26 protein-coding genes are annotated in these 24,971 nt (G+C 58.1%); 11 read left to right on the top strand and 15 right to left on the bottom strand.

The window, feature by feature from the left end:
* Nucleotides 1-26: 26 nt before the first annotated feature.
* Complete coding sequence (locus tag SRBAKS_RS10680) at nt 27-389, bottom strand: hypothetical protein (RefSeq protein WP_229590878.1); 363 nt, start codon at nt 387-389, stop codon at nt 27-29.
* Nucleotides 376-1,662, bottom strand: coding sequence for a terminase large subunit domain-containing protein (locus SRBAKS_RS10675; RefSeq protein WP_229590877.1), 1,287 nt, complete (start codon nt 1,660-1,662; stop codon nt 376-378). The genes SRBAKS_RS10680 and SRBAKS_RS10675 overlap by 14 nt, the downstream gene beginning before the upstream one ends.
* Before the next feature lie 49 nt (nt 1,663-1,711).
* Between SRBAKS_RS10675 and SRBAKS_RS10670 the strand changes: the two genes are divergently transcribed.
* Nucleotides 1,712-2,632: a tetratricopeptide repeat protein gene (locus tag SRBAKS_RS10670; RefSeq protein ID WP_229590876.1), complete on the top strand. Its 921-nt coding sequence runs from the start codon at nt 1,712-1,714 to the stop codon at nt 2,630-2,632.
* Nucleotides 2,633-2,637: 5 nt separating this feature from the next.
* Here SRBAKS_RS10670 and SRBAKS_RS10665 read toward each other — a convergent pair whose 3' ends face one another.
* Both SRBAKS_RS10665 and SRBAKS_RS10660 read right to left on the bottom strand, forming a co-directional pair.
* Complete coding sequence (locus SRBAKS_RS10665; RefSeq protein WP_229590875.1) at nt 2,638-2,850, bottom strand: hypothetical protein; 213 nt, start codon at nt 2,848-2,850, stop codon at nt 2,638-2,640.
* Nucleotides 2,837-3,253: a hypothetical protein gene (locus SRBAKS_RS10660; RefSeq protein WP_229590874.1), complete on the bottom strand. Its 417-nt coding sequence runs from the start codon at nt 3,251-3,253 to the stop codon at nt 2,837-2,839. Before SRBAKS_RS10660 ends, SRBAKS_RS10665 begins: the two co-directional genes overlap by 14 nt.
* Before the next feature lie 509 nt (nt 3,254-3,762).
* Between SRBAKS_RS10660 and SRBAKS_RS10655 the strand changes: the two genes are divergently transcribed.
* On the top strand, nt 3,763-4,983 hold the full coding sequence (locus SRBAKS_RS10655) for an RHS repeat domain-containing protein (protein WP_229590873.1): 1,221 nt from the start codon (nt 3,763-3,765) through the stop codon (nt 4,981-4,983).
* Between the two features lie 120 nt (nt 4,984-5,103).
* On the opposite strand, the gene SRBAKS_RS10650 is transcribed toward SRBAKS_RS10655, so the two are convergent.
* The gene (locus SRBAKS_RS10650; RefSeq protein ID WP_229590872.1) at nt 5,104-5,565 is read right to left on the bottom strand and encodes a FlxA-like family protein; all 462 of its coding nucleotides are present in this window, start codon (nt 5,563-5,565) and stop codon (nt 5,104-5,106) included.
* Nucleotides 5,566-5,801: 236 nt separating this feature from the next.
* On the opposite strand from SRBAKS_RS10650, the gene SRBAKS_RS10645 reads away from it, so the two are divergent.
* On the top strand, nt 5,802-8,507 hold the full coding sequence (locus tag SRBAKS_RS10645; protein ID WP_229590871.1) for a bifunctional acetate--CoA ligase family protein/GNAT family N-acetyltransferase: 2,706 nt from the start codon (nt 5,802-5,804) through the stop codon (nt 8,505-8,507).
* 3 nt (nt 8,508-8,510) lie between these two features.
* Nucleotides 8,511-9,602 carry a glycosyltransferase gene (locus tag SRBAKS_RS10640; protein ID WP_229590870.1) on the top strand — a complete coding sequence of 364 codons (1,092 nt, stop codon included), beginning with the start codon at nt 8,511-8,513 and terminating at the stop codon, nt 9,600-9,602.
* A gap of 81 nt (nt 9,603-9,683) precedes the next feature.
* Here the strand turns inward: SRBAKS_RS10640 and pstA are convergent, their stop codons facing one another.
* The 4 genes from pstA to SRBAKS_RS10620 all read right to left on the bottom strand — a co-directional run bounded on the left by pstA (nt 9,684) and on the right by SRBAKS_RS10620 (nt 13,872).
* Nucleotides 9,684-10,595, bottom strand: coding sequence for a phosphate ABC transporter permease PstA (pstA, locus tag SRBAKS_RS10635; protein WP_430709128.1), 912 nt, complete (start codon nt 10,593-10,595; stop codon nt 9,684-9,686).
* A gap of 33 nt (nt 10,596-10,628) precedes the next feature.
* Entirely contained in the window at nt 10,629-11,555 is a 927-nt protein-coding gene (gene pstC, locus SRBAKS_RS10630; protein WP_229596957.1) for a phosphate ABC transporter permease subunit PstC, read from the bottom strand.
* 87 nt (nt 11,556-11,642) lie between these two features.
* On the bottom strand, nt 11,643-12,452 hold the full coding sequence (locus SRBAKS_RS10625) for a PstS family phosphate ABC transporter substrate-binding protein (RefSeq protein ID WP_229590868.1): 810 nt from the start codon (nt 12,450-12,452) through the stop codon (nt 11,643-11,645).
* Nucleotides 12,453-12,666: 214 nt separating this feature from the next.
* Entirely contained in the window at nt 12,667-13,872 is a 1,206-nt protein-coding gene (locus SRBAKS_RS10620; protein WP_229590867.1) for a molybdopterin molybdotransferase MoeA, read from the bottom strand.
* 172 nt (nt 13,873-14,044) lie between these two features.
* On the opposite strand from SRBAKS_RS10620, the gene mobB reads away from it, so the two are divergent.
* The 7 genes from mobB (at nt 14,045) to SRBAKS_RS10585 (ending at nt 20,725) form a co-directional block, all read left to right on the top strand.
* On the top strand, nt 14,045-14,575 hold the full coding sequence (gene mobB, locus SRBAKS_RS10615) for a molybdopterin-guanine dinucleotide biosynthesis protein B (protein WP_229590866.1): 531 nt from the start codon (nt 14,045-14,047) through the stop codon (nt 14,573-14,575).
* A gap of 79 nt (nt 14,576-14,654) precedes the next feature.
* On the top strand, nt 14,655-14,912 hold the full coding sequence (locus tag SRBAKS_RS10610; protein ID WP_229590865.1) for a hypothetical protein: 258 nt from the start codon (nt 14,655-14,657) through the stop codon (nt 14,910-14,912).
* Between the two features lie 405 nt (nt 14,913-15,317).
* The gene (locus SRBAKS_RS10605) at nt 15,318-17,414 is read left to right on the top strand and encodes a phage tail protein (RefSeq protein ID WP_229590864.1); all 2,097 of its coding nucleotides are present in this window, start codon (nt 15,318-15,320) and stop codon (nt 17,412-17,414) included.
* Between the two features lie 28 nt (nt 17,415-17,442).
* Nucleotides 17,443-17,907 (top strand): hypothetical protein, encoded by a 465-nt coding sequence (locus tag SRBAKS_RS10600; RefSeq protein ID WP_229590863.1) that lies wholly within the window; start codon nt 17,443-17,445, stop codon nt 17,905-17,907.
* A 3-nt stretch (nt 17,908-17,910) separates the two neighbouring features.
* The gene (locus SRBAKS_RS10595) at nt 17,911-18,879 is read left to right on the top strand and encodes a hypothetical protein (protein WP_229590862.1); all 969 of its coding nucleotides are present in this window, start codon (nt 17,911-17,913) and stop codon (nt 18,877-18,879) included.
* On the top strand, nt 18,876-20,282 hold the full coding sequence (locus SRBAKS_RS10590; protein WP_229590861.1) for an SPRY domain-containing protein: 1,407 nt from the start codon (nt 18,876-18,878) through the stop codon (nt 20,280-20,282). Before SRBAKS_RS10595 ends, SRBAKS_RS10590 begins: the two co-directional genes overlap by 4 nt.
* 8 nt (nt 20,283-20,290) lie before the next feature.
* Complete coding sequence (locus tag SRBAKS_RS10585) at nt 20,291-20,725, top strand: tail fiber assembly protein (RefSeq protein WP_229590860.1); 435 nt, start codon at nt 20,291-20,293, stop codon at nt 20,723-20,725.
* 81 nt (nt 20,726-20,806) lie between these two features.
* Here the strand turns inward: SRBAKS_RS10585 and SRBAKS_RS10580 are convergent, their stop codons facing one another.
* The 6 genes from SRBAKS_RS10580 to def all read right to left on the bottom strand — a co-directional run bounded on the left by SRBAKS_RS10580 (nt 20,807) and on the right by def (nt 24,852).
* Nucleotides 20,807-21,319 carry a cupin domain-containing protein gene (locus SRBAKS_RS10580; RefSeq protein WP_229590859.1) on the bottom strand — a complete coding sequence of 171 codons (513 nt, stop codon included), beginning with the start codon at nt 21,317-21,319 and terminating at the stop codon, nt 20,807-20,809.
* A gap of 9 nt (nt 21,320-21,328) precedes the next feature.
* A complete protein-coding gene (locus tag SRBAKS_RS10575) occupies nt 21,329-21,538 on the bottom strand; it encodes a SlyX family protein (RefSeq protein ID WP_229590858.1) in 210 nt (69 codons plus the stop codon).
* A 57-nt stretch (nt 21,539-21,595) separates the two neighbouring features.
* Entirely contained in the window at nt 21,596-22,480 is an 885-nt protein-coding gene (locus SRBAKS_RS10570; RefSeq protein WP_229590857.1) for a DMT family transporter, read from the bottom strand.
* 23 nt (nt 22,481-22,503) lie between these two features.
* Nucleotides 22,504-23,325 carry a DUF116 domain-containing protein gene (locus SRBAKS_RS10565; protein WP_229590856.1) on the bottom strand — a complete coding sequence of 274 codons (822 nt, stop codon included), beginning with the start codon at nt 23,323-23,325 and terminating at the stop codon, nt 22,504-22,506.
* 10 nt (nt 23,326-23,335) lie between these two features.
* Entirely contained in the window at nt 23,336-24,259 is a 924-nt protein-coding gene (gene fmt / locus SRBAKS_RS10560; RefSeq protein ID WP_229596955.1) for a methionyl-tRNA formyltransferase, read from the bottom strand.
* A gap of 95 nt (nt 24,260-24,354) precedes the next feature.
* A complete protein-coding gene (gene def, locus SRBAKS_RS10555) occupies nt 24,355-24,852 on the bottom strand; it encodes a peptide deformylase (RefSeq protein ID WP_229590855.1) in 498 nt (165 codons plus the stop codon).
* Nucleotides 24,853-24,971 lie beyond the last annotated feature (119 nt).

Here is a 24,971-nt window from a genome sequence, read left to right as displayed (position 1 = left end):
TCCCATGACCGTGGTGCGGGGCTGTCTTATGCGATCGGCATGGTCGCTGTCTGGAAGATACAGGTTTCCGTGAACCCGCACAGACGGGCGAACTTGAAGAGTCTGGGGTCAAACTCCTCCTCCCCGTTGGCGCGGATGCCCATGATGCTGGTCTTGCCAAGCCGCCGGGCTTCATCCTTGAGCCATTTCAGATCCTCCCGAATTCTTCGAAGGGTCGTGCCCCCCCAGCAATGCAGGGTGAGGTGGAGCTCAAGCACCGTTCCTCGTTCGGCAATGGCCGCATGGCCATAGACCGTGTCGCCAACGCGCAACTCCAGCCATCGGTAGCGGTCTCGGGCACTGAAATGCGCGTAGGTTTCAGGGCGAACGGCAAGCTCATGGACGGCCATGTTTCCTCCCGAAAGGATTGTAATCATTGCTGGTCTTGCTCGGGCGTCTGCCGGTATCCGGCTGCCGGAATCCCACGGCAAAGTAGCGGAATCCGTCAGCCGCGTGGCTGGTCCAGTCGTGGATCGGCCGTGTCGAGAAGTTGGCTGTACGGTCGTTGAAGGAGCGGCGATAGTGCCGCAACGCTTCGATCCCCGGTGCGCATCGTTTCTGGTCGAACCAGCACTGGGACAGGATGGTGCGCACGGCATTGATGCCGTCCTGTATGGGGATGTTCGGCGCGATGTCAAAGCGGATGCCCAGCGAACGGGCCACTTCCAGCCGTGATTTGCCGGTGCCGAGCTCCCGCACCCGGATGTCGTGAGGCGCGATGTGCGTGCCGTATTTATACCCCTTCTGATCAAGAACGCGGGCATAATGATCCAGCCCTTCTCCGCTGGCTTCGTAGTAGTCGATGATGGCGTAGGTGCCGCCTGGCTTGGCTTGGGCGAACCAGATGGAGGTGGAGTCCGACATGCCGAGGTCCCAGGCCGTATGCACCGGCATGGTCGGGTCGTGCCGTATGGTCGTTACCCGTCCGTCCCGGTCCGCGTCTGCCAGGAGCTGGCCGAAATACGCGCCCCTGATGGCCGCAGTGAACGAACACTCGAACTCCTGTTCATATTCTTCGGGAGACATCTCCCGGCCACTGGCGGCCAACTCGTCCGGGTGGATGATACCGGTTTCCGAAGCCCGGTACAGGGCCGTGAACCAGTCCGGGTCCGCCTTGGCTTTCTCCCATATCTCGTACAGGGCGTTCTTGCCGCGCGGAGTGCCGATGAACATGGCCCATCCGTTGCGGTCCGACAGGGCGGGCCGGATGACTTCCGTCCAGACGCGGTGCGGCATCTGCGCCACCTCGTCAAAGACCACGCCATCCAGATACATGCCGCGCAGGGAGTCCGGGTTGTTGGCCCCGAACAGACGGATGCGTGCCCCGTTCTCGAAGTCGGCCCGCAGTTCGGTCTCGTTGAATTTCACGGTACACTCGTCGCTGCCCTGACCGCAGTACCGTTTTAGTTCATCCCAGACCACGGTTTTTGCCTGCCGGTAGAGGGGTGCGATATAGGCCCCGCGCCAATCAGAACGCTTGGTTGAACGAGCGGCCTTGATGAGTCGGTTAACCGAGAGCACGGTCTTGCCGAACCGTCGGTGGCAGACAAGCACCGAAAATCGGGCCAGACTCCCTTCTATTTCCGCTTGGTGTTTTCGAGGTGTATAGAGTTCATTTGTCATTGATTTCCCTTATGTTGACGGGCGTGATCGCCCGGAGTATCTCTGTCCAATGCGTTGTTTCCCCTTAATACTGTTTCTGTCCGCGGCACTGATGTGCTCAGGTTGCCTGGGGCAGACCAGTCCCCACGTCAGATCGTTTTCCAAGGAAGAACAGAGCGACCATGCGCGTCATGCAGAAGCGGCCGAGATCTATGATCAGGCCATGCTGCTCATGCATGGTGGGGAATTTCTGGAGCCGGACGCCGCGCTTGAGCTGCTCAATCATGCGCTTGAGCTGGATCCGACATTGGTCAACGCGCATTATTATCGGGCAACGCTGCTGGTGCAGAAGGGACGGGGCGCCGAGGGGTTGGCCGATGTGGATACGGTCATCAAAGCCAGGCCGGACTTCAAGGAAGCCCATTTCATCCGGGGTGGGCTGATGCTGCAGAACTCGGAGTTCGAGCAGGCTATCAAGGACTACACCAAGGTCATTGAAATCGACCCCAATATTGCCGAAGCCTATGCCCGGAGGGGGATCTGCTACTCGGAGTTGAATAGGAAGACCGAGGCCGTCGCCGACTTTACCAGCGCCCTGGCCTTGAATCCGGCCCATGTCGACGCCCATTATTTTCGAGGAAAAGCGCTGGAGGACACCGGCAATCTGGAGGGGGCGCTTCATGATCTGACCGAGGCCTTTGTCCTTGCCTCTCACAATGTCCGTATCATCGAGGGGCGGGCGCAGGTGGCACGCAAGCTCAAGGAGTATGATCTGGCGGCCGCCGACTACAGGCGCGCCATCGTGCTCAGCCCCGGTGTTGCGCGGTACTATTCCAGCCTGGGAGACGTCCTGCTGGCCTCTGGAGACAAGGCCAACGCGATCACGGCCGTAGAGCAGGCACTGCGGCTTGCCCGTGCCTACGGGGATGCACGCATGATCGCCATCTACGACGAGCAGCTCACCATCTTTCGGGCCTGGGTCTATAAATAACCGGGTCATCGCATGGCCTCGACAATCAGTCGTACCGCCATGGCAGCCACACCCGCCATGCAGCCCCAGACCACTTTTTCCAATGTCTGGATCTTCACCAGATTGCCGGAGCAGCGCCGCACTTCGTTGATTTCCCGAATATCCTCCTGAATCGCTTTGACCCGTTCATCGATGCGGACCAGCAGGTCCTGCAAATCCATTCGTTCAAGCGCGGTCATTTCCGCCTCCCAACGCATCCTTGAGACCGCGCACTGCGCCGGGCAGGTAATCGCCGATCTTCTTGACGCCGAGCACCGCGGCCACGATCCAGAAGGTCACCTGTAAAAACCAGTCAGGCAGCGCCTCCCATGACCGGATAACTTCAGCGGCGCGGGTCGGGTCCACGCCGGACCAGATGAAGAACCCGATCCAGGCAAAGAACAGCACATCATCCTTCCAGCCCGCATTCTCCAACTGTTTCATTTCCCATTCGTGGTTGAACTGCTGGTCGCTCTTGGCCAGCCGCATGCGGTTTTCCATGACCGCCTTTTTCAATTCCTGTTTCTGCTTCACGTGGCCTGTTACGCCGTCCACCACCGTGGAAATCAAGCCGACCAGTGCGCTGATGAGAGGTATCGCCATGTCCATTTCTCCAAATATTTGAGGGTCACACAGAGCGCACCCAGGTTCGGCACACCATACACCCTGTTTTGGTCGCGACGCGCAAATGGAGGGCAGGGGATACCGAGAGGAGTTGAGAGGTATGGGATGAGTCCTTGACAGGAATCGGGGGGTGGCCCCGGACCATGGGACGCTTGAGGAGCATATGCGGGAAGGATGGTTTGTAGTCTGTTGTTGTTCCTGTTTATTTCCAGTTTTTCCGGATTGTTGAAGTATGCTTATGTTGAAATTTGACCGTCCTTTTGGTGGCAAAAATGGCGGGGCGTGTCGGGGAACCGGAAAAGGTGTCAAGCGCTGATCGTATGCTTTTATTATCCTTTGAGTAGCCTGTGGGCTCCGATTGGCTGAGTCGGTCAAAACCGGGGGTATGGTGGTGGTGATTTCGGGGAACGGCCCCGGAACATGCATCCCAGGTTTGGGGCGGAGTGGTCCGCCCCTCTCCTGAACACCGGCAACCAAGGATATATTTCATGTTGTATGACGATCATATGCACGATCGGTATTGCGCATTCACCTACAACCCTGATTGCGACTGCTATGAGCGGGAGTGGATTCACTATGCGGACGGTACGTTTGAGCCTGTGCGCCGTGTCGGCGCATTGTCAAAGAAATGGAAGACTGAGCGGGCAAATGCCAACTGGTGGGCGGTTCGCAAACCGGTGGAGTGGCGTCCCTGGCATGAAGGGTTCGGCTTTTCGTGGAATCATTCCCTGGGTGAACAGGGCAAACCCGCGACATGGGGCGACAAGAGCAAGGCAGAGCTGGCCGCCGGTGACGCGCCCTACTTCATCGAGCTGAAAAAAGCGGCGGATAGGCGCGTGGAGTCCCGCACCGAACGGCTTGATGGCCGGCGTGAGCAATGGCGTTTTGTGTATGATCATGCGGGGCGTCTGACGTCGGTCATTGCCGACACGGGGTGGTGCGAGGATTTCGAGTACGATGGAAGAGGTCGCCGCAAAGCCGATTATCGTATGGGACGGACTCCGTTCATGCGCGTGTTCTCCTACACGGATGACGACCGTCTGTTGTCCGTGGAGCAGGTGCAGTATGCGCATGATGACCGGGGCTTTCGATCAGCCAGGATCGAAGGAAACACCAGAACCGAGTATCACTATGGGCCAGAGTTGTGCCTTCAGGCCGTGCATATGCCGTCTGGGCATGTGATTGCCTACCAGCATGACGAAGACAATCTGCGCGCGCAGAAGCTGGTGAATGGTTCGCCTTTGGAAGCATACGACTGGCTTGATCGGGATCGTCTGGGCCGTTTTTTTGACGGCGAAACAGAATACGTTTTCCTGTATGAAGGAGAGGCGCGGCTGCCGCAGGCCGTGACCATCGGTTCAGCCTTGTTTCAACTCGGTTATGATCAGGTCGGTTCACTGAAAGCGGTTGTCGCTGAAAATGGCGACATGGTCAAAATGACGCAATACGGGCCGTTTGGTGACATCCTGTGGGATTCCAATCCGGGCCTGCGCATGCCGCTCGGTTTTGCCGGTGGATTGTATGACCCTGATACCGGGTTTGTCCGGTTCGGGCATCACGACTATGATCCGGACACGGGTCGATGGATCGGTCCTGCATCATGTGGAGAGCGCAGCGGGCGTGCAGATCGGCTTGGGTGTTGTCTGGATGATCCCGTCAACCTGGCGGCCCGGTCTTGCCTGTTACGAAGTCTTTGTGGTGCGGACTGACGTACCCTCTGAGATCAGGAGGCATGGTTTTTGCGGCATGCGTTCACAGTGAGAGAACGGCAAAAAGAGACGCGTCAGGTTCAGCCTGACGCGTCTTTTGCGTGTATATATTTCGGTGGGCTAGAAGGACGCCGCGCTGTTGCCGGCTCCGTTGGCGCGGGTGCCGCCGCCATCGGCCATGCCTTCAATTCCGAGTTGTTCCTGCTGGGCCTTGAGGAGCTGGTCCTTGAGCTGCATGAGCTGGACCTGCTTGTCCTGGAGTTGGGTCAACTTCTCCTTTTCAGGCAGGTCGCCATCCTCCAGCTCCTTGATATCCTCCTCCAGCTCTTCGATCTGCTTCTTGAGCATCTGGATGGTGGAATCCATGGTGTTGCCTTCTTCAGAAGAGTTGCTGCTGGATTCGTCGGGCTTTTCCATGGCCGCCAGAGCGCGGGCTTCTTCGGAGATGGTGATGGTATCCCCCTGTTCAGGAGTCTTGGCTTCCTGACTTGCGTCATCCGCTTTTTTTTCCGTAGCGGTGGGTTTGATTCCCAAGGAATCCACAAATACCGATGTTTGTTGTGCCAATGATTCTATTGCCATGACAAAACGCTCCTTTTTACAGGATAAAATTACCCCTCACAGGGGTCTATCGGTATTTGGAAAGAAAACTTTAGGGTCATAAACGTTTTTTATCATTTTTTTTTCGATTGGAGTTTCGCGTGATGAAAATTCGGCGTAAAGCTTGAGATGATAGAATCATTCTATTGCCTGACCTGTGTAAAAAACGTTACCGTCTCCTCACGACCCCGTACCCCATGCTACGCCCAAGGAGCCTCATGAGCGTCACCAATCTTCAATATCTCTTCAAGCCCAGGTCCGTGGCGGTCATCGGCGCCACCAATGACCCCAAGAACGCGGGCAATATTGTCATGCGCAACATTATGGCAAGCGGTTTTCTCGGACCGGTCATGCCCGTCTCAAACGAAGCCGAGGCCATTTCCGGCGTGCTTACCCATCCGTCGGTCAAGCATCTGCCAAAGACCCCGGATCTGGCAGTGGTCTGTTCTCCTCTGGACGAAGTGCCGGAGATCATTCACTCGCTCAAGGAGCGCGGCACACGCGGCGCCGTGCTCATGGGCGCGGGCTTCGCTTCCATGAGCAAAGAGGAACGGGATGACATCAAAGCCACTATTCTCGGCATTGCCAAACCACCGGATATTCGTATTATCGGCCCGAAATCATTGGGGTTCATGGTCCCTTCGTTGAATCTCAACGCTTCCCTGGCCCACGCGGCGGTGGAGCCGGGCAAGGTCGCTTTCATTTCGCAGTCAGACTCCCTGTTCGCCACGGTCCTTGACTGGGCCATAGCCAAGGGCGTGGGCTTTTCCCACATGATCGCCCTTGGCAGTCGTATTGATGTCTCTTTTTCCGATATTCTGGACTATCTCGGCTCGGACCCGCTGACACGGTCGATCATGCTCTATGTGGAGTCCATCAAGGACGCCCGCGAGTTCATGTCCGCGGCCCGAGCCGCCTCGCGCAACAAACCCGTGCTGGTCATCCGGCCCGGGCAGGCCCTGGATACGGTGCTGGGCGACCTGAAACTGCGTGAAACCGGCGACCATCACCTCATGGACGCGGTCTATGACGTGGCCTTCCGGCGTGCGGGCATGCTCCGGGTGGAGAACATCGACGGCCTTTTTGACGCGGCCCAGACACTGGGTACGCCGAGGCAGGTCTATGGCAAGAATCTCGCCATCCTGACCAACGGCACCTCCGCCGGTATTCTGGCGGCGGACAGACTGCTCTCTGGCGGCGGCAAGCTGGCTCCCCTGTCCGAGGACACCATCAAGGCCATTGACGGCGTACTCGGCGAAGAGAACTGGTCTCGGGCCAATCCCGTGGATATCCCGTTCAACGCGGATGGCAAACAGTACTCGGAAGTCCTCAAACTTTTGATCAAGGACAAGACTTCAAACGGCATCCTGGTCATGCATGTGCCGTGGACGGCACAGCCTGACGTGGAGGTGGCCGAGGCCCTGCGTGATTCCCTCAAACGGGTCAAGCGCATGGTGCTGACCGCCTGGCTCGGTATCGGCGCGGCAGAGCACTCCCGCGAGGTCTTTCGTGATGCGGGCATTCCTACATATGATTCGCCCACCCATGCGGTGCGGGCCTTTCTGTACATGGCCGAGTATCTGCGAAATCAGGACATGCTCATCGAGACCCCGGATTCCCTGCCTTCCGACTTTTTCCCGGATACCTCGGGCGCACGCGCCATCGTGGACAAGGCGTTGCAGGAAGAGCGCACGTCCCTGACCGAACCGGAGGCCAAGGCCATTCTGGCGGCATACGGCATCCCCGTTGTCGAGACCCGCATCGCGGTGTCGGCCAAGGAAGCCGTCATAGCCGCTGACGAGATCGGCTACCCCGTGGCGCTGAAGCTCAGGAGTCCCCAGATTCCCCAACCCTTTGACGTGGGCGGCGTGCTGCTTGATCTGGAAACGCCGGAGCGCGTCTGGGAAGGCGGGGCGTCAATACTGGCCCGCTGCACTCGTGAGCGGCCCGACGCCTATATCGAGGGGTTCACGGTCCAGAAAATGGGTCGCAGACCCGGCGCACATGAACTTTCCGTGAGCGCGACCGTGGACTCGGTCTTTGGTCCGGTGATCCACTTCGGACATGGCGGCATGGCCCGTGAAGTCATTCAGGATCAGGCCCTTACCCTGCCGCCGCTCTCCATGAGTCTGGCCAAGGAGCTGGTGGAACGCACTCGCATCTCGACGCTGCTCAAGGGAACGCCTTCGCAACCGCCTGTTGACATTGATGACATCTGTCTGACCCTCATTCAGCTTTCCCAGTTGATCGTTGATGTCCCGCAGATCACCTATATCGACATCAACCCGCTTTATGCCGACGCCGAAGGCGTGCTGGCCCTGAGCGGTAAGATCGACATTGCCCCCTTTGACGGACATGGCGAGGCCCGGCTGGCCATCAGGCCCTATCCGAGGGAGCTGGAAGAGTGTGTCACGCTCAAGACCGGACGCAATGTCACCTTGCGTCCCATTCGTCCCGAAGACGAAGAGACCCATCGGGTCTTCCTGGCAAATCTGTCGGACGAAGATCTGCGCCTGCGGTTCTTCGGCGTGGTGCAGCGTGATTTTGACCACAAGGATATCGCCGGGTTCACCCAGATCGATTATGACCGTGAGATGGCCTTCATCGCCACCGCACTGGATGAAAGGGGCGAGCCGGAGACTCTCGGAGTCATGCGCACCAACACCAAGCCGGATAATACCGAAGCCGAATTCGCCATCGTGGTCCGCTCCGACCAGAAGGGCGAAGGGCTGGGGTCCATGCTCTTTCACAAGGGTATCCAATATACCAAGCTGCGCGGCACGTCCCGCTTGACCGGACAGACTATGGCCGAGAACAAGGCCATGCAGGGGCTTTCCAAGAAATTCGGTTTCGTGATCAAGCCTGATCCCTATGACGAGGATCTGGTGGAGATGGTGCTTGATATGGAGAAGGTGGAAGGCTGATCCATGGTTTTCCCACCCATTTATCATCATACGGGGTTGGAGACGAGCGGTGGCGCCACGCGGGTGGCCCAACTTGTCGTCGACGGGTTGCGCCGTCGTAATGTGGAGACCAATCACAGTTTCGAGTTGGCCGAAAAGCAGGATGGGACAGCCATCCTCCCCAATGATTTCGGACGATATCTGCCGGGTAATGCCATCGGACACCTGCACTCTACGGGTAACTGGCCCGATTTGCTGACATCCATTTCGGCACGCGCCAGAGTTGTCATCACCATGCATGATTGCGAACTCTTTACCGGAGGCTGTCCCTACCCGCTGGACTGTGCTGATCTGGACGAAAAATGCGCTGATCCCTGTTCCCGCAATTTTCCTGAAGCCGAGAGCCTGAAAAAGCAGAAGTTGCATCAGGTGCAGCGTCTTGAGCCAGCCCTGGTGGCGCCGTCACGCTGGATGGCCCGGTTGGCAAAAACACATTTGTACCGGTCGGTTACCGTTGTCCCCAATGGTATCCCATGGCCGGAACAGCCTGTCTCAAAGCGCGTGGCCAGGCGGAAACTCGGGTTGCATAACGCAGCCCGTGTGGCCGTGTTCGCGGCCCATGGAGGGATGAACGCTGCCTACAAATCAGGAGACGCCTGGAAAGATATCTGGACCGCACTCAAGGCCCGTATGCCCCGGCTGGTCTGTTTTGCCGTGGGAGGGGACAGGGAAGAGCAGCAGGGAGACCTCATACTGTGGCCCTATGTGGATCGGGCCCGGCTCTCCCTGCTCATGAACGCCGCGGACGTCTTGCTCTATCCCACCAGAGCGGACAATCATTCACTGGTCGTGCTGGAGGCCATGTCCTGCTCCCTGCCCGTGGTCGCCTACAGTGTGGGCGGCATCCCGGAGCAGGTGACCGACCAGTACACGGGATTGCTGGTGCCATCCGGCAGGAACAAGGTGTTCATAGACGCAGCGGAGCTGTTGCTCTCCGATCCCGCGATGATCCGTCAGATGGGAGTGGATGCCTTTGACTCGGGCCGCAAGCGGTTCGATTCCGAACGGATGGTCGAGGGGTATATGTCCGTCTACAAGTCTTTGATCGGCGAGTAGTTCGCCCTCTGAGCCAAACAGACAGGCCCTGCACCGATACTCGGTGCAGGGCCTGTCTGTTTGGGAAGTGTGTGGTGTTGTCTATTTGCTGAGTTTCTTGCGGAGGTGGGAGCGGAGCAGGATCGCAACCAGGTTCATGCCCAGGACAAGGGCGACTAGAACAAGCGAGGTGCCGTACTGGAGCGGAAGCGTTGCTTCCGGGTCGGTGGAGGAAACGGACAGCGAGTATATCTGGTAGGGCAGGGCCATGACTTCATCGAAGATGGAAGAAGGCAGGGTCGGGTTGTAGCTGGCCGCTGCGGTGAACATGATGGCCGCGGTTTCGCCTGCCGCGCGGGAGATGGACAGGATACAGCCGGTCAGGATACCGGGCATGGCCGAGGGCAGGACAACCTTGAAGATGGTCTGCCATTTGGTGGCGCCCAGGCCGAGGGAGGCCTCGCGGTAGGTGTCCGGGACACTGCGCAGGGCTTCTTCGCTGGTGCCGATGATGACCGGCAGGATGAGCACGGCCAGCGTCATGCAACCGGCGGCGATGGAGACGCCCATGCCGAGTCCGCCCAGATCGCGTGCGGCCACGAAAAAGGCCATGCCGAACAGGCCGAAGACCACGGAAGGTACACCGGCCAGGTTGTTGATGCACAGGCGGACAATGCGCATGAACAGACCGGGTTGCGCATATTCATGCAGGTAGATGGCGGCGGATACGCCCAGCGGCAGAGCCAGGGCCATGGACCCGATGGAGAGATAGAACGTGCCGACGATGCACGGGAAAATGCCGCCGGCCAGGCCGCCCTCAGTGGGCTGCCCGGTAAGGAAATCCCAGGATATGGCCGGGAGTCCGTAATAGACCATGTACCCCACGATGATAATGAGCGCGAGGGCGTTGATGGCCACAGCGATTCTGAACAGGGTGAACCACAGCTCCTGTGTCAGTTTGCGGCGAAAGCGCGTTGCCGGGGAGTCAGGTATATTGGAGCCGCTGAAGACCATTTCATTGCTTACCATTTCAGACATATCCTTTCCTTAGAGACTTGCAGAGCCGACTTGCTTGTATTTGTGGGCTATGTGGTCGGCCAGAAGGTTGAAAAGAAACGTGATGAGGAACAGGACCATGGCAATGGCGAACAGGGAGAAGTAGTGCATTTCGAGGCCAAAGCTGGTCTCGCCCATTTCTGCGGCGATGGATGCGGGCATGGGGCGGACCGGATCGAACAGGGAGGTCGGGATGCGGGCCGCACCGCCAGCCACCATGAGTACGACCATGGTTTCGCCGATGGAGCGGGACATGCCGAGGATAACCGCGGTGGACAGCCCTGACAGGGAGGCGGGGATGACCACGCGCCAGATTGTTTCGAATCGGGTGGCGCCCAGCGCCAGGGAGCCTTCGCGCAGCTCCGAGGGAACCGAATGAATGGCGTCTTCCGCAATGGACGTGATGGTCGGAACGGCCATGAAGGCGAGCATGATGGATGCGTTGAGCATGTTGACGCCAAAGCGGATATCAAAACATTCCAGGAGAATGGGGGCAACCACGGCCAGGCCGAAGAAGCCGATGACCACGGAGGGCAGGGACGCGAGCAGCTCGACCATGGGCTTGATGATCTCGCGCACCTTGTTGGGGGCGATTTCAGCCAGGTATACTGCGGTCATGATGCCCAGCGGAATGGCCAGAAGCGAGGAAAGGAGTGTGACCCAGACCGACCCCATGATCAGGGGGAGTATGCCCCACTGAGGCAGTTCGGAAACAGGCTTCCACTGTTGGCCGAAGATGAATTCGAAGATGCCCAGACCCTGGATATGTTCGCCCATGGCGTCGAATCCGGTGAATGTGGGCAGGGCTTCGCTCACCAGGAAGTACATGATCAGGCCAAGAGCGATGATGGAAGCGCTGGCCGCAATCAGGAACCCTGATTTGATGACCTTTTCCTTATTGGAACGTGAGAGCATTATGTTCGCCTCTTTACACGCATTATCCCGTCGGGGTGATGGCACCCCGACGGGAGTTGATGACTTGTTCGGTGTGTCGGTTCAATTCACTTACTTTACAGGAACGAAGCCGACTTCAGCGATGATCTTCTGACCGGCGGGGGACATGACGAAGTCGATGAAGGTCTTGGTTTCGCCAGTGGGCTGACCACCTGTGTACAGGTTCAGGCCGCGGGACAGAGGGTAGGAACCGTCCTTGCCGGTGGCAACGGAAGCGACCACGCCGTTCACGGTCAGTGCCTTGATCTTGGGGTTCAGGAAACCGAGACCGACATAGCCGATGCCCTTCTTGTTGCCGGAGATTTTGGCAGCCATGGCAGCGTTGGAAGGCATGCGGGAAACGAGGTCGAACTCATCTTCCTTCTTCATGACTTTCTTGTGCCACACTTCGTAGGTGCCGGAGTTGGTCTCACGGGAGAACAGGGCGATCATGCCCTTTTCGCCGCCGACTTCAGACCAGTTGCGGATCTTGTCCTGGTACATGTCTTTCAGCTGTGCGGTGGTGATTGCGGAAACAGGGTTGGAGGGGTTAACGATGGGAACCAGGCAGTCCAGAGCGATGATGAACTGGACGGGCTCGATGCCGTTGGCCTTGCACTTTTTGATTTCAGCGGGCTTCATGTCACGGGACATCATGCCGATGTCGGCGGTCTTGTTGATAACAGCCTTGGCGCCGTCACCGGAACCGGTGGCGGAGATGGAGAAATTCACGCCGGGGTGAGCGGCCTGGTATGCTGCGACCAGTTTTTTCATGGCCGGATCAACAGTGGTGGAACCTTTGACGCGGATGTCAGCGGCGTTGGCCACGACAGAAATACTCAGAATTGCCAGGGCGACGAGAGCGATCAGACTTTTTTTCATTGTGTTACCTTCCTTGAATTATGCGAAATTGAAATGCAGTCCTCGTTGACTTGAGTGCTAGTGATATGCCCGGCATGTTACGGTTTCGTGACGGACAATAGAAAGCTGGGTGACAGTTTGAACTGGTGTCACCTGTTATGAAAAAAAGGCCATGGCGGAAGAGTGCGTTCCCTTACCGGGAAAACAGAGAGGAATCGGGCTGTTGGAGTGAGGGCTAGTACGCCGTGGTCAGTATCTCCACTTCATCGCCGGCATCAATGGTGTCACCGCCGTGCAAGAGGGCCATGCCCAGCGCTTTGGCCATTCCGAGCATGGGCGGGACATCTTTTCCGGCCAACGGGGTGGCCGTGAGCTGTGAGCCTGCAAGGGCCAGCTCGCACTGGACCAGCCATTCCGAGCCGGGTTTGGCATTGAGAGGCTTGGTGAATCTGGCCATGACCGGGGGCGCTGCGGGCAGCCCGCGCAAGTGGCGAATGACAGGCAGGATGATGGCGTGAAAGCAGGTGAACACGGCTGCCGGTGGGCCTGGCAGGCCAAAGAGCAGGGTCTGGTCGCGCTGGGCCACGAACATGTTTCGGCCCGGACGCATGTTCACCCGGTCAACCAGAATGGTGAAGCCGCTCTCCCCCGCACCCATGCGGGCGAAATCCCGTTCGCTTCTGCCTGTGCCGCCGGAGGTGATGACCACGTCCGGGAGGTCATCGGCCGACAGGGTTTCGATGAGCGTGGACTCTTTATCCGGGAGCACGTCGGTGCGGATGACAGCGGCCCCGCTGTGTTCCAGCAACCCTCTTGAGAGCACAAGGTTGTCAGCCGGAAAGCGGTCCGGATCCGTGGTGCCCGGTACTGCGAGCTCGGACCCCAGGGCCAGTATGCTGACCGCGGGGCGCGGGTGGGTCATGATGGTCGTCAGGCGCGTGCGGGTCATGACCGCTGCGGCCTGGGGAGAAATTACCGTTCCCTTTGGGGTGATGGTCGTGCCGTGTGCGATCTCGCCTCCGGCGGCCCGGACAAACCACCCCGACCGGACAGGGGTGGTGACAAGAATGGTGTCTCCGTCCTGTTCGATATCCTCTTCTGCCAGCACGGCATCTGCGCCGGGAGGCACCGGCCCGCCGGTGAGCACGCGGGCGGCTTCTCCGGCTTGTATGGGCTCAGGGTCCCGGGATTCGGCCCGGATGCATTGATTGACCTTGAGGCGAACCGGCTTCATGGAACGCGCCTTTTCAATGTCCGAGACCTTGAGGGCATACCCATCCCGGACAGAACACGCGTGTTCCGGCACATTGCACGCCGCTGTCACATTTTCTGCGGCAACCCGGCCCTCGGCTTCTTCGGGCGGGGTGGCTGTGCCGGTGAGCGGTGTGAGGTGTTTCAGTATTTCCTGGATCGCCTGTGTGCGCGTCTGTGGTGTGGTCATGTTCATCCTTGGTGGTAGTCCTCAATGTGCCATAGTGGCACCCGGTCGAATCATTGTAAAGAATTGGCACCTATATTTATAATGAAGGAGTGGTGACAATTATACCGTGCTTGTCGTATGGTTGCTGACCACCTGTAGGTCAGGTGAAATCCAATGAGTATATGAGGAATGAATGGCACCACACATCATTTGTATTATTGGCAAGAAAAAATCGGGCAAGACCACATTCATGGAGAAACTCATTCCCGAACTGTTGAAGCTCGGAGTCTCTGTGGGCGCGATCAAGCATGACGCGCACGCCTTTGAGATGGATCATGAGGGCAAGGATTCCTGGCGGCTGAAGCAGGCCGGAGCCGAAACCGTGGTCATCTCTTCACCCAATCGCGTGGCCATGATCAGGACCGTGAATCAGGAACAGACATTGCCTGAACTGGTGGATTCCCTGTTTCGTGACAAGCAGATTGTTCTGGCTGAGGGCTATTTCAATTCCGATCAGCCCAAAATCGAAGTGCATCGGCGGGAAGTGCATGATCGGCCTCTGTGTACCAACCAGAACCAGGCAGAGAAGAAGCTTCTGGCCATGGTTTCGGACTGGGGAGTGGAGGCGGATGTCCCCCGTTTTGACCTGGATGACGCCAGAGATGTGGCGGCATGGATCGCACGATCCAGTCTCGGATGGGTCCAGAATCGCATGTGGGAGTAACCCCGTTGAAGCGGAGATAATAACAGTTATAACCGGATAGCGCCTTGCCAAGCATTCTCTTGAGGATTATTCTCTAGATATGACGAGAAAATTTGATCCTGAAATGCTGTATGTCGAATGTCACCGGTGTGGCCAGCCGGTTCTCTGGCGGTATGGGATGACAACGAAATTGTTGAAACTGGCCAACATCGACCCATCCACGTTGGATGAGCGGTGTGTCATCCTGTCCGAAGGATGTCCTACCTGTATCCCGGGGGAAACGTCCTTCACGACCCAGGTCGTCCGCCTGAACAGTGAAAAGGAAGACGCTCCACCCATGTCTGCCGTGGCCAATTAAGCCCGGTAGCCTGCTGACAAATCAAAAGCCCTTGTTTCGCATAACATATCGAAATAAGGGCTTTTTTGCGTCTTCTGATCGAATGATACGGCACTGCCTGAATCGGCTGTTTCCAGCGGGTGGCATTTGTATGTCATTTGTTGTCCCATGGCCCTCCTCCAGCCTCCAGGTGCGCTTTCCCGAGAAGCAGTTTCGGGAAATGATACAGCGGATATGCTTATATTAATTGAATAAATTTCTTTGTTGCGCGCCGTGTTGCGGCCGCCTCTCTTTTTGTACCCCGTCAAGCTGTTTCTGCATACTTCCTGAATCCGTTCAGTAGCCTGTGCCCTCCACGGCGCAGAACCGGGGGTATGCTGTGTCGCATGTCCGGGGCACGCCCCCGAAAAAAGGAGCCAGAAAGCGATGAGCATTGCAACACCAGCGGTCACCAGTTTCACAGCCGGGGAGATCAGTCCCCGGCTTGAAGGCCGGACTGACATTTCAAAGTACTTCAACGGCTGTCGGACCCTGGAGAACTTCCAGGTGCATCCCCATGGCGGCACTTCCCGGCGGTCCGGTTTCCGGTTCGTGACCGAGGCCATGAATTCCGATAAGCGGGTTTTGCTTATTCCATTCGAATTCAACTCGTCCCAGACCTATGTGCTGGAGTTTGGCGAAGACGAGTCCGGGCAGGGACGCATGCGAGTCTTTTCCGATCACGGCGTTGTTCTGTCCGGTGAGAGCGAGTACAGGCGTGAGATCCCGTACACCGTGAATGAATTCGATCAACTGCGTTACGCCCAGTCTGCCGGAGAACTCATACTGGTTCATCCGGATCATCCTCCGCGTACACTGGCGCGGGTCGATCATGATGAATGGATCATCGAAGAGATGGACTTCACCGGGCGGCCGGAGAGTTGGGACACGGGTAATTATCCTTCCTGCGTAGGGTTTTACGAACAGCGGCTCGTGCTGGCCAGTACACCGGACAAGCCCGGCACCATCTGGATGTCCCGGACAGGCGAAACCACGGATTTCCGGCTCAAGACGCGCGAAGTCCCGCTTGATGGCTGGCGGGATATGGAAATCGAAGACAAGAACGGCGATGCTGTCAGAGACGGAAAAGCAGGAGATCGGTTTCTGCTGCTCATGGGTGGTGGTTTCGAGAAGCTGGACGGTCTCAAAGGGCAGCATGCCGACGGAACGACCCGCTACTATCGGTACAAGGGCACCCGGAATTTCATCGCCGCCACAGCGGACGTGGCGGTGTATTTTGCCGATGAGCCCACGAGCACGCAGATCGAATCCATCTGGGATGCGGAAGGGGAGCTCAATGCTGCGTTCTGGGAGTGTTTCGAGCCGGGCGACCGTACCGAGGCTCCGGCTGGAGAGCTGCCTCTGGATGATGACGGCATAGAGGTCACCCTGGCTGGCAGACAGGCCAACGGCATTGAATTCATCGTGTCGCGCAGTCGGTTGTGGATCGGCACGGCCGGGGGAGAGTGGACCGTGTCCGGTTCCTCCAGCGACCCGATATCTCCGGCGACCGTCAAGGCCAATCATGAAGGCTCCTGCGGCGCGTCCTCCACCCGCCCGGAAGCGGTTGGGTTCGCCACGCTGTATATTCAGCGGGCAGGCAAGAAGATACGGGAAATGTCATATCGCTTTGAAGCCGACGCCTATGTCTCCAAGGATCTGACAATCCTCTCCGAACATATCTCCGAAGGAGGACTGACCGGACTCGCCTATGTGCAGGAGCCGGATTCCATTCTCTACGCCGTGCGTGCGGACGGTGCCCTTGTGGCCTTGACCTATGTGCCGGATCAGGAGGTGGCTGCCTGGGCGAGGATCATCACTGACGGCAGCGTGGAGAGTGTGACCTCGATCTATAACGACACCGACAAACGCGATGAGTTATGGGCCGTTGTCCGCCGCACGGTGGATGGTCGGGAGAAACGCTATATCGAGTTTTTGGAAGGCCACTTCGATGGGAGCATCGAGGACGGATTCTTTGTGGACAGCGGGTTGACCTACGACGGAGAGCCGACAGTCTCCGTGCTGGGGCTGGACCATCTGGTCGGGAAAACCGTTTCGGTCCTGGCTGACGGAGCCGTGTTGTCCGACAAGGTCGTGGGACAGGACGGCAGTTTGCTTCTGGATCGTCCGGCGTCAAAGGTACAGGTGGGGCTGCCGTATGTCTCCACCCTGCAACCCATGCGTATCGAGGCCGGAAGCCAGCGCGGCACGGCGCAGACGAAAATCAAACGGATCACCAAGGTCGCGGCCCGGTTCCACAACACTCTGGGCGGCAAGATAGGCCCGGACGAGAGTCATCTTGAGCCGGTCTATTTCAGGACTTCGGCCATGCCCATGGGGCAGGCCCCCGGTATTTTCTGCGGAGACAAGATCGTCAATTTTCCCAAGGGATGGAATCGGGACGGCGTGCTGACCATTGTTCAGGATCAGCCGCTCCCCATGACCGTTTTGATGATCGTGCCGCACCTTATCGTCAACAACTAACATAACGCTGAAAATAGGGAGAAAGAGTATGGGAATGAATCAACAGACAGCACAGATGTTTCAGCAAGGTCTCGGTTTTGTACAGGATCTGCAGGAAATGTCTGGAGGAATGACAACGGATAAGGCCAAGGCGTCCGCGCAGGCCGGGCTTGTGGAAGTGCAGGCCCGGAGCGATGCCTGGGACAGTCAGCAGGATGCGGCCGGAAAGGCGCAGGAGATCCGTGAGGCGCGCGAGCAGGAGCGAGGCAAGGAGAATACCTCGTGGGGAGGCGCGAACCTGACCATGTCCGGGTCCAAGAAACTCATCCGGGATGCCCGTCGCATCAAGGACAGGCAGGCTGAAGAGGATGCGCTCTTTGACGGTGATCTTGAAGCGGAGACCCTTTTGGAACAGGGCCAGCAGCGCGCCAACGCCCTGCGTATCAATTCCGGGGGGGCACCGGAACGATCCATCCTGTCCCTTGGGTCGAAAATCTATGGCGCAAGGAGCTAGACAGTGACCATTTCATCCACTGAGACAAAGACCATCTATGGCGGCAACGGGGCCACCGGAACCTTTGCCATCCCCTTCATGTTCCTGTGTGACGACGATATCGAAGTCGTGCTCACGGATGCCGAAGGGATTGAATACACGCAGGTGCCGGGAACGGACTACCAGCTCTCCGGTGCCGGGGAACAGAACGGCGGCACCTGCACCTTGACCGTGCCCCCCGAAGGCGGGCAGATTTTGGTTATCCGACGCTCACCGAACATGGTGCAGGAGGTTGATTATGTGGAGAATGACGCCTTTCCCGCCGCCACCCACGAGGCCGCTCTGGATAAGCTGACCATGATCTGTCAGGCCTTGTCAGAGCGTCTGGACCGGACCATCTCCTTTCGGGTGTCGTCCGCTGTCTCGGGCGTGGCGCTGCCGGAACCGAGTTCTGACCGATTCCTGGCCTGGAATGGGGACGGAGACAACCTCGTGAACAGGGATGTGGCCGCAATGGACGCCCTCATACTGCCGGTTTCCGTTTCCCAGGGCGGAACCGGCGCGATAACACCGGTCAGTGCGTTGACCAATCTTGGATTCGGTGCTGTCGGGAAGGCTGTTGCCGGGTGCGAGCTGATCGATGATATCCTGAACATTATAGATGGCGAAGACACGCTGCTCCGCGCGGATGTCTCCAAGGAACTGGAGGTGGGCTTTACGGCCACGGCCACCGCCATGACCACGGCTACGCCTTCCCCGGCCACTGGCGCACTCCAGACCATTGACACGTCCGGCGGGGCGGTTGACCTTGGTGTGCCTGTGGCTGCCGGTGTGATCCGTTTTGTCGCTTCAGGCGACAACGCGCTCAATCCCTCGGCCAGCTATGGCTCCATAGACGGTGAGTACGATACTGTCATCGGGCTGGCGCAAGGTGAGATCGTCAGCGACGGGACCAATCATTTCCTGACCATTGTCAACGGAGTGTCGGCATGATGCAGCCTGCTGGTATGTTGAAAAATGTTGACAGGGGGCTGTATCCGGTTCCGTTGCCTTACTCGGCCCTGCTCGAGTCAGGCTTTTCCTCCACCGGAGCCGTGGCCACGGACTGCACCATTGCCTTTGGATTTAAGCCCACTGATCCGATCGTTGACACCGAACATGCGCTTGTGGACGTCACCAACCACTACCTGATGACCATCCGCAAGGTGGGCACTGCTGTGACTGTGTGGGCGCAGGACGTCCAGCTCTCGTCTTTTGGTGGGGCAGTCGGTACCACTTACGCTGAGTTCGTGAGCAATGTCCTGACCGAGTATTGCGGGAGCGACAAAGGGTATTATTCGCGGCTGGCCATTGTTGAGAGTGCGCTGGATTACACGAGCTTCTGGCGGGCTTCGACGGCGGTTCCAGGCCTGTGGGTACCAAGAGGTATTTCCGGCCTGACGTTGCACACGCGGCTTGAATTTGGCAACGCAGTAGACTTAGGGGCAGACACCTCTGGCAATGGTAATGACTGGACTTTCGTGTCTGCTGATCAATCCGTGGACACGCCGACGAACAACGGAACGACTTATAATGTGCTGACTGCTACGACTTCGCCTGTGTATCATGATGGTAATGTATCTATCCAAGGTCCGGGCGGGTGGGGAGCCTCACGGAGTACCCTGCTCAGTACCGGCAAATGGTATATGGAGTTTCATGTTGATACTCTCTCCCAGTCAGTTGGTGTGCGGTTTGGGTTTGAAGATCATTTCTTATGGCCCGGTCCGGTGGCTGGTGGAACAGGTTCCTATGCCTTTATGCTCACTTCAAACCAGTTGCAGTTAATTGCCAATGGTAGCAGCGCGGTGGTTTTGTGTTCAGCTACTACTCTTAGTGCCGGACATACAATCGGTATTGCATACGACACAGACACAGGGAAAGCGTGGGTACGTCAAAATGAGACGTGGTTAGGCACAGGCTCTCCTGCCCCTGCAACTGGAACTGACCCTGTGTATACCGTCCCAACGCTCAAGGATTTTATCCATGTTGCCAGCGTGTATACAAGTGGGACCAGGATAACCGGTCATTTCTCTGAGGCCGACCTTGAATATCCAGCGCCTGATGGATTCGTCGCTTTAGCTCCCTCTAACATTGAGGATGGGGTATATGACCTCTCCGGTTCGTACAAGGGCAACGGCAGTGCTAATGGTATGTGCATCTGCACTAGATGCGCCTTGGATACACTGACTATCAACGGCATCACCTATACCAATGATGGGACTGATAGTGCCGTCGTCAAATTCTTGAGCAATGGTTTTAAGCTTGTCAGTGCCATTAGCAACGTTAGTAACACAGTATATGACTGGACCGGGACATTGCTGTATCCGGCCAATACCTCCAACGCACAACCAAACTAGGAGATATGATGTACAGATACAAAGATGGAAGCATCAAACGTATGCCGCCGACAACCGTGGAGATCAACGGTTTTCTCCGCTCTTTCGCGGAGCTGACCCCCGAGGAGTTGGATGAGGCTGGGTACAATGAGGCGGTGCCCTTGAAGCGTGATGCCTTTACCGAGTACACCACGGCGTGGGTCAAGGGTGATGATTTGATCTACCGCGAGGAGGTTGTGTCTGCTGTGGTGGATGAAGATGCCAGGGCGGAACACGACGCCACGCAGGTGCGGGCTGAACGCGACCGATTGCTGGCCGAATCCGATTGGACACAGATGGCAGATTCTCCGCTTGATGAGACAGCGCGGCTGGCGTGGGCCGACTATCGTGGGGAACTCAGAAATATCCCGCAACAGGCGGCATTCCCGGACGCCATCCAGTGGCCGGACAGCCCTGTTGCCTGACTATCGTTCACAGGCATGGGCGGGCGCGGCGTGTCCATGCCTTCCATTTACGGGCGTTCTCTGCGGAGGACGCCCGTTGTGCTATCCGGCAGTCAGCGTGGTGATGCGATCGGCGAAATCAGGGTATTGATTGACGAGGGCGTCTCTGGTGCCGTGGGCATAGTCCGCGAATTCGAATCCCGGTGCCACAGTGCAGCCCATGAGGGCAAAGGAGCCTCCTGGTTTGAGGGCCATGCCCTGCCAGGAGCCGCACGGCACGACGATCTGCGGGGTGTTACCGGCCAGCAGGTCGCTGCCGAAGGTCAGCACTGCACCGGAGCCGTCCGGGTGAAGCTGGAGCATCTCACACGGATCGCCTGCATAGAAATGAAATATCTCGTCTGTCTGCAACAGGTGCATGTGGGAGTAAGTCTCCGGGGTGAGCAGATAGTAGATGGCCGTGGAGTGACAGCGGTCGCCGGTATACCGTCCAGGCAGTATGGCCTTGGCAAACTGTTCGCTGGAGCGGTGGGTTTCCCTGAACCAGCCACCTTCTTCCGGGTGGGGAATGAGGCCGAGATGCTCGATGATCTCCTGAGCAGAGGGGGTGGTCATGTGTCTTCCTTATCCGTTGTAATGGGGTGGGGGAACATCCACGGCACCGGACTGCTCCATGTCCGCGTCCAGTTCGCGGATTTTTCCGGCCAGACGGATCACGAGTTGTTCGAGGTCCGAAATCTGTTGCTGCTGTTCGATCAACTGGTCGTTCAACTTTTCCATTGTCCTGTCCTGAAGGGCGACAAGGCTTTCCAATCGTTCCAAACGTTCTTCCATGGCTTCCTCCTTTGGGAGAGAATCGTCCGCGTCAACGGTGCGGGCGTATGAATCGTACTATTGTTTGTTGGTCAGGTAAACGCCGGTGATGACCATGAGACCGCCCACAGCCAGGGAGAGGTGGATGGGTTCACCCAGAAAGAGGAAGCCCATGAGCACGGCGAAAACCGGCACCGTATTGATGAAGATGCCTGCGCGGGATGCGCCGATAATGGCGATGGCCTGATAATACCAGAGGTATGCGAACCCGGTGGCCAGGATGCCGAGGTAGATGATGCAGGCCCAATCCAGCAGGTCGACACGCAGCATGTCGGTCATGAAGCCGTCGGCCAGGGCCGCAGGCAGGAGCATGACCGCGCCGAAGATGCAGGACCATGTCACGGCGGTCAGCGGAGGCAGGGTCTTCATGACCGAGCGTCCGCCAAGGGTGTAGGCGGTCCAACTGGCAACGCAGCCGAGAATCATCAGGTCGCCTCGGCTCATGCCTTCGGAGATGAGCGTCAGCGGGCTGCCGTCCGCAATGACCACCGACACGCCAATCAGGGAGGTCACCGCACCCATTATGCGTACCGGGCCGAATTTCTCCTTGTAAAACAGTGCGGAAAGCACCGAGATGCAGACCGGAATACAGGCCACGATAAGGGCGGCGCGACCGGCCGAGGTGGTTTGCAGCCCGGTGAAGAAGAAATAGCTGTACATGAACACGCCGGTGGCCCCGAGAAAGGCCACGGGCAGGATATCGCGTTTTTGCAGCCGGGGCATGCCCCCGTCCTTGCGCCAGGATATGAAGGCGAGGGTGGCGGAAGCAAGGGTGAAACGGAGGAAAGCCGCGGTCATGGGGTTGATGGCTTGAGCCAGAATGCGTCCGGCGATCCAGGTGCCGCCCCAGAGGATCATGCTGAGGATGAGCAGGAAATAGGTGTAGGAGAGCGATTTGTGCATGGGGGTGGAGAGCCTTGCCCGAATCAGCTTTGGGCTGCCTGGCCGGTGGAGATGGTCTTGCCGGACTTGGCCGTGTTCGGGTCAATGAATCTGTGGAGCATTTCCTCCACCTGATCGAGGGCCACCGTGGTGTCGAGACAGGGACCGTGAGGCCGTTCGTTGAGCACGCCGTAGACCGGCAGGGGGTAGGTATCCTGAATGCCGCTGGAAAGGTCGCGGTAGCAGGCAACGGCAATGATCAGCTTCGGCCTGAGCTGGACCACGATGCGTCGGGCAACAGTGCCGCCCGTGGCCACGGCCAGATTTACGCCATAGGTGTCGTGCAGTTCGAGCAGCCCGGCGATAGGACACTTGCCGCACCGGTCGCAGTTGTTGATGTCATAGGTCAGGCGTTTGTCGCACCGGGAATTTTGGAGGCAGTGCGGCATGAGCAGCAGTATGTCCTTGGGGGCGTAGCGGCCTGCTTCGGCCAGCACCAGCTCGTTGTTCACGGAGATGAACGAGAGCATGATGTGTTGCTTTTCAAAGCCGATGAGCCTGCCCAGCAGGACCATGAGCGGCAGGAAGAGCTTTATGGTCAGTCCGCGGAATCGTTTGGAGCCGAGGATCTGCTTTTTGGTGATGATGTTGAGGAACAGGCCCCAATAGCCAACGCAGACAAACCCGATGCCGAGGAGCACCACGCCGCCCAGCGCCCATTTGGCATAGGGGTGAATGGCGTCCAGCCCGATGAACGGGACCAGCCACAGGGCCATTAGAAAGAGGCAGACCACCAGACAAGATCCGGAAATGAGTCCGATGAAGAGGCGCTTGCGCGCCTTGCTTATGGCGTGCGGCTGTTTCACGCTGTGCCCTTTATTTGCATTCCCTCATGTATCCGCAGGAAAAAGCGGTGGCGTCCATGGCTTTCTTGCCCTGCGGCTTCACTTCGGGGGTCAGGTAGATCGTGTCTGCGGTGACAATGCCGAGCTTGCCGTCCATTTCGCCGAGAATGGTGCCGGGGTCGACCTTGGGTGCGGCCTCTTCGGACACTTCGCCGGGTGTGACGTTCAGGCGGATGGTCTTGCCGTCCGGGTTGGTCCAGTCAAAGAAGGCACCGGGCCACGGGTACATGGCGCGAATCTGGTTGTGGATGGCCTTGGCGGGTCGGTTCCAGTCGATTTCGCCTTCCTTCTTTTCCAGTTTTTTGGCGTAGGTGGCGATGTCGTGATCCTGTTCCTTGAAATCATAGGCTCCGGTCTGCAGGCGGGCCATGGCCTCGCAGATGCAGATACCGCCGAGCTTGGCCAGCTCGTCGTGGATGGTGCCCGCGTGGTCGTTGTGACCGATGCGGAGCGCCCGCTGGACCATGACGGGTCCGGTGTCCAGCCCTGCCTCCATTTTCATGATGGAGATGCCGGTGACCACATCGCCGTTCTCGATGGCCCGTTGGATAGGGGCTGCTCCGCGCCACTGGGGCAGGAGCGAGGCGTGGATGTTGAGCGGGTGGATGGTGGGGATGTCGAGCACGGCCTGGGGCAGGATCAATCCGTAGGCGGCCACCACGAGCACGTCAGGCTTGAGCGCGGCCAGTTCGTCAATGTCGGCCTGCTCCTTGAAATTCACTGGCTGAAAAACGGGGATGTCGTTTTTCAGGGCCACCTCTTTGACCGCGGAAGGCTTGCACTGACGACCACGGCCGCACGGGCGGTCGGGCTGTGTGTACACGCCCACCACTTCGGCTGCATCGAATTGAAGCAGTATGCTGAGGGCTTCGGCCGCGAAATCCGGGGTGCCCATGAATACGGTGCGCAGGGACTTCAAATCCACTGCGCCCCAGGATTCCGGGGAGCTGAGCTGCTTTTGATTGCTATCTTCCACGTTGTTCCTTCCCGCTACGCTTTCCACTTCAGGGCTTTTTTTCGATACAGGGTCTGCTTCAGCCGACCAGCGCGGTCAGCCAGAGTGACACCCTCAAGATGGTCGATCTCATGTTGCAGGACAATGGCCAGGAATCCATCTGCGTCGATGCAGACTTCCTTACCGTTTTGGTCCAGTGCCTTGACCGAGACACGCTCTTTGCGTTTGACCTTCAGGTTCAGTTCCGGGCAGCTCAAACATCCTTCTTCGGAGTCGACTGCGCCGTCGCATGCGGTGATCTCCGGATTGATCAGTATGCGCAGGTCGCCTCTGATTTTGGGACCGGTCTGGTCCACACAGATCAAACGAATGGGCTTACCCACCTGCGGTGCGGCCAGGCCAACACCATCGGACTCGTACATGGTTTCGATCATATCTTCGATGAGCTCTTTGAGCTCAGGAGTGACCTCGGTGATGGGCTCGGCCTTGGCAGCCAGCACGTCATCGGGCCATGTGCATATTTCCAATTTCATTTTTTTGCCTCCGGCGGCTCAAGCCCTTTGCTGAAAAAAGGGGCGCTTGAGAATCTTCCAAAACTTTATATCGCGCCGTGCTGAGGGTGAATCATGCATGAGACCCATAGGCGACGGAT

Source organism: Pseudodesulfovibrio sediminis (assembly GCF_020886695.1).
GTDB lineage: Bacteria > Desulfobacterota > Desulfovibrionia > Desulfovibrionales > Desulfovibrionaceae > Pseudodesulfovibrio > Pseudodesulfovibrio sediminis.
This window is presented reverse-complemented; position numbering and strand designations above follow the sequence as displayed.

What these genes read in the sequence shown, in the direction of transcription:
- SRBAKS_RS10680 (WP_229590878.1), bottom strand. Translation starts at nt 389, where the DNA reads ATGGCCGTCCATGAGCTTGCCGTTCGCCCTGAAACCTACGCGCATTTC.
- SRBAKS_RS10675 (WP_229590877.1), bottom strand. Translation starts at nt 1,662, where the DNA reads ATGACAAATGAACTCTATACACCTCGAAAACACCAAGCGGAAATAGAA.
- SRBAKS_RS10670 (WP_229590876.1), top strand. Translation starts at nt 1,712, where the DNA reads ATGCGTTGTTTCCCCTTAATACTGTTTCTGTCCGCGGCACTGATGTGC.
- SRBAKS_RS10665 (WP_229590875.1), bottom strand. Translation starts at nt 2,850, where the DNA reads ATGACCGCGCTTGAACGAATGGATTTGCAGGACCTGCTGGTCCGCATC.
- SRBAKS_RS10660 (WP_229590874.1), bottom strand. Translation starts at nt 3,253, where the DNA reads ATGGCGATACCTCTCATCAGCGCACTGGTCGGCTTGATTTCCACGGTG.
- SRBAKS_RS10655 (WP_229590873.1), top strand. Translation starts at nt 3,763, where the DNA reads ATGTTGTATGACGATCATATGCACGATCGGTATTGCGCATTCACCTAC.
- SRBAKS_RS10650 (WP_229590872.1), bottom strand. Translation starts at nt 5,565, where the DNA reads ATGGCAATAGAATCATTGGCACAACAAACATCGGTATTTGTGGATTCC.
- SRBAKS_RS10645 (WP_229590871.1), top strand. Translation starts at nt 5,802, where the DNA reads ATGAGCGTCACCAATCTTCAATATCTCTTCAAGCCCAGGTCCGTGGCG.
- SRBAKS_RS10640 (WP_229590870.1), top strand. Translation starts at nt 8,511, where the DNA reads ATGGTTTTCCCACCCATTTATCATCATACGGGGTTGGAGACGAGCGGT.
- pstA (WP_430709128.1), bottom strand. Translation starts at nt 10,595, where the DNA reads ATGGTCTTCAGCGGCTCCAATATACCTGACTCCCCGGCAACGCGCTTT.
- SRBAKS_RS10625 (WP_229590868.1), bottom strand. Translation starts at nt 12,452, where the DNA reads ATGAAAAAAAGTCTGATCGCTCTCGTCGCCCTGGCAATTCTGAGTATT.
- SRBAKS_RS10620 (WP_229590867.1), bottom strand. Translation starts at nt 13,872, where the DNA reads ATGACCACACCACAGACGCGCACACAGGCGATCCAGGAAATACTGAAA.
- mobB (WP_229590866.1), top strand. Translation starts at nt 14,045, where the DNA reads ATGGCACCACACATCATTTGTATTATTGGCAAGAAAAAATCGGGCAAG.
- SRBAKS_RS10610 (WP_229590865.1), top strand. Translation starts at nt 14,655, where the DNA reads ATGACGAGAAAATTTGATCCTGAAATGCTGTATGTCGAATGTCACCGG.
- SRBAKS_RS10605 (WP_229590864.1), top strand. Translation starts at nt 15,318, where the DNA reads ATGAGCATTGCAACACCAGCGGTCACCAGTTTCACAGCCGGGGAGATC.
- SRBAKS_RS10600 (WP_229590863.1), top strand. Translation starts at nt 17,443, where the DNA reads ATGGGAATGAATCAACAGACAGCACAGATGTTTCAGCAAGGTCTCGGT.
- SRBAKS_RS10590 (WP_229590861.1), top strand. Translation starts at nt 18,876, where the DNA reads ATGATGCAGCCTGCTGGTATGTTGAAAAATGTTGACAGGGGGCTGTAT.
- SRBAKS_RS10585 (WP_229590860.1), top strand. Translation starts at nt 20,291, where the DNA reads ATGTACAGATACAAAGATGGAAGCATCAAACGTATGCCGCCGACAACC.
- SRBAKS_RS10580 (WP_229590859.1), bottom strand. Translation starts at nt 21,319, where the DNA reads ATGACCACCCCCTCTGCTCAGGAGATCATCGAGCATCTCGGCCTCATT.
- SRBAKS_RS10575 (WP_229590858.1), bottom strand. Translation starts at nt 21,538, where the DNA reads ATGGAAGAACGTTTGGAACGATTGGAAAGCCTTGTCGCCCTTCAGGAC.
- SRBAKS_RS10570 (WP_229590857.1), bottom strand. Translation starts at nt 22,480, where the DNA reads ATGCACAAATCGCTCTCCTACACCTATTTCCTGCTCATCCTCAGCATG.
- fmt (WP_229596955.1), bottom strand. Translation starts at nt 24,259, where the DNA reads ATGGGCACCCCGGATTTCGCGGCCGAAGCCCTCAGCATACTGCTTCAA.
- def (WP_229590855.1), bottom strand. Translation starts at nt 24,852, where the DNA reads ATGAAATTGGAAATATGCACATGGCCCGATGACGTGCTGGCTGCCAAG.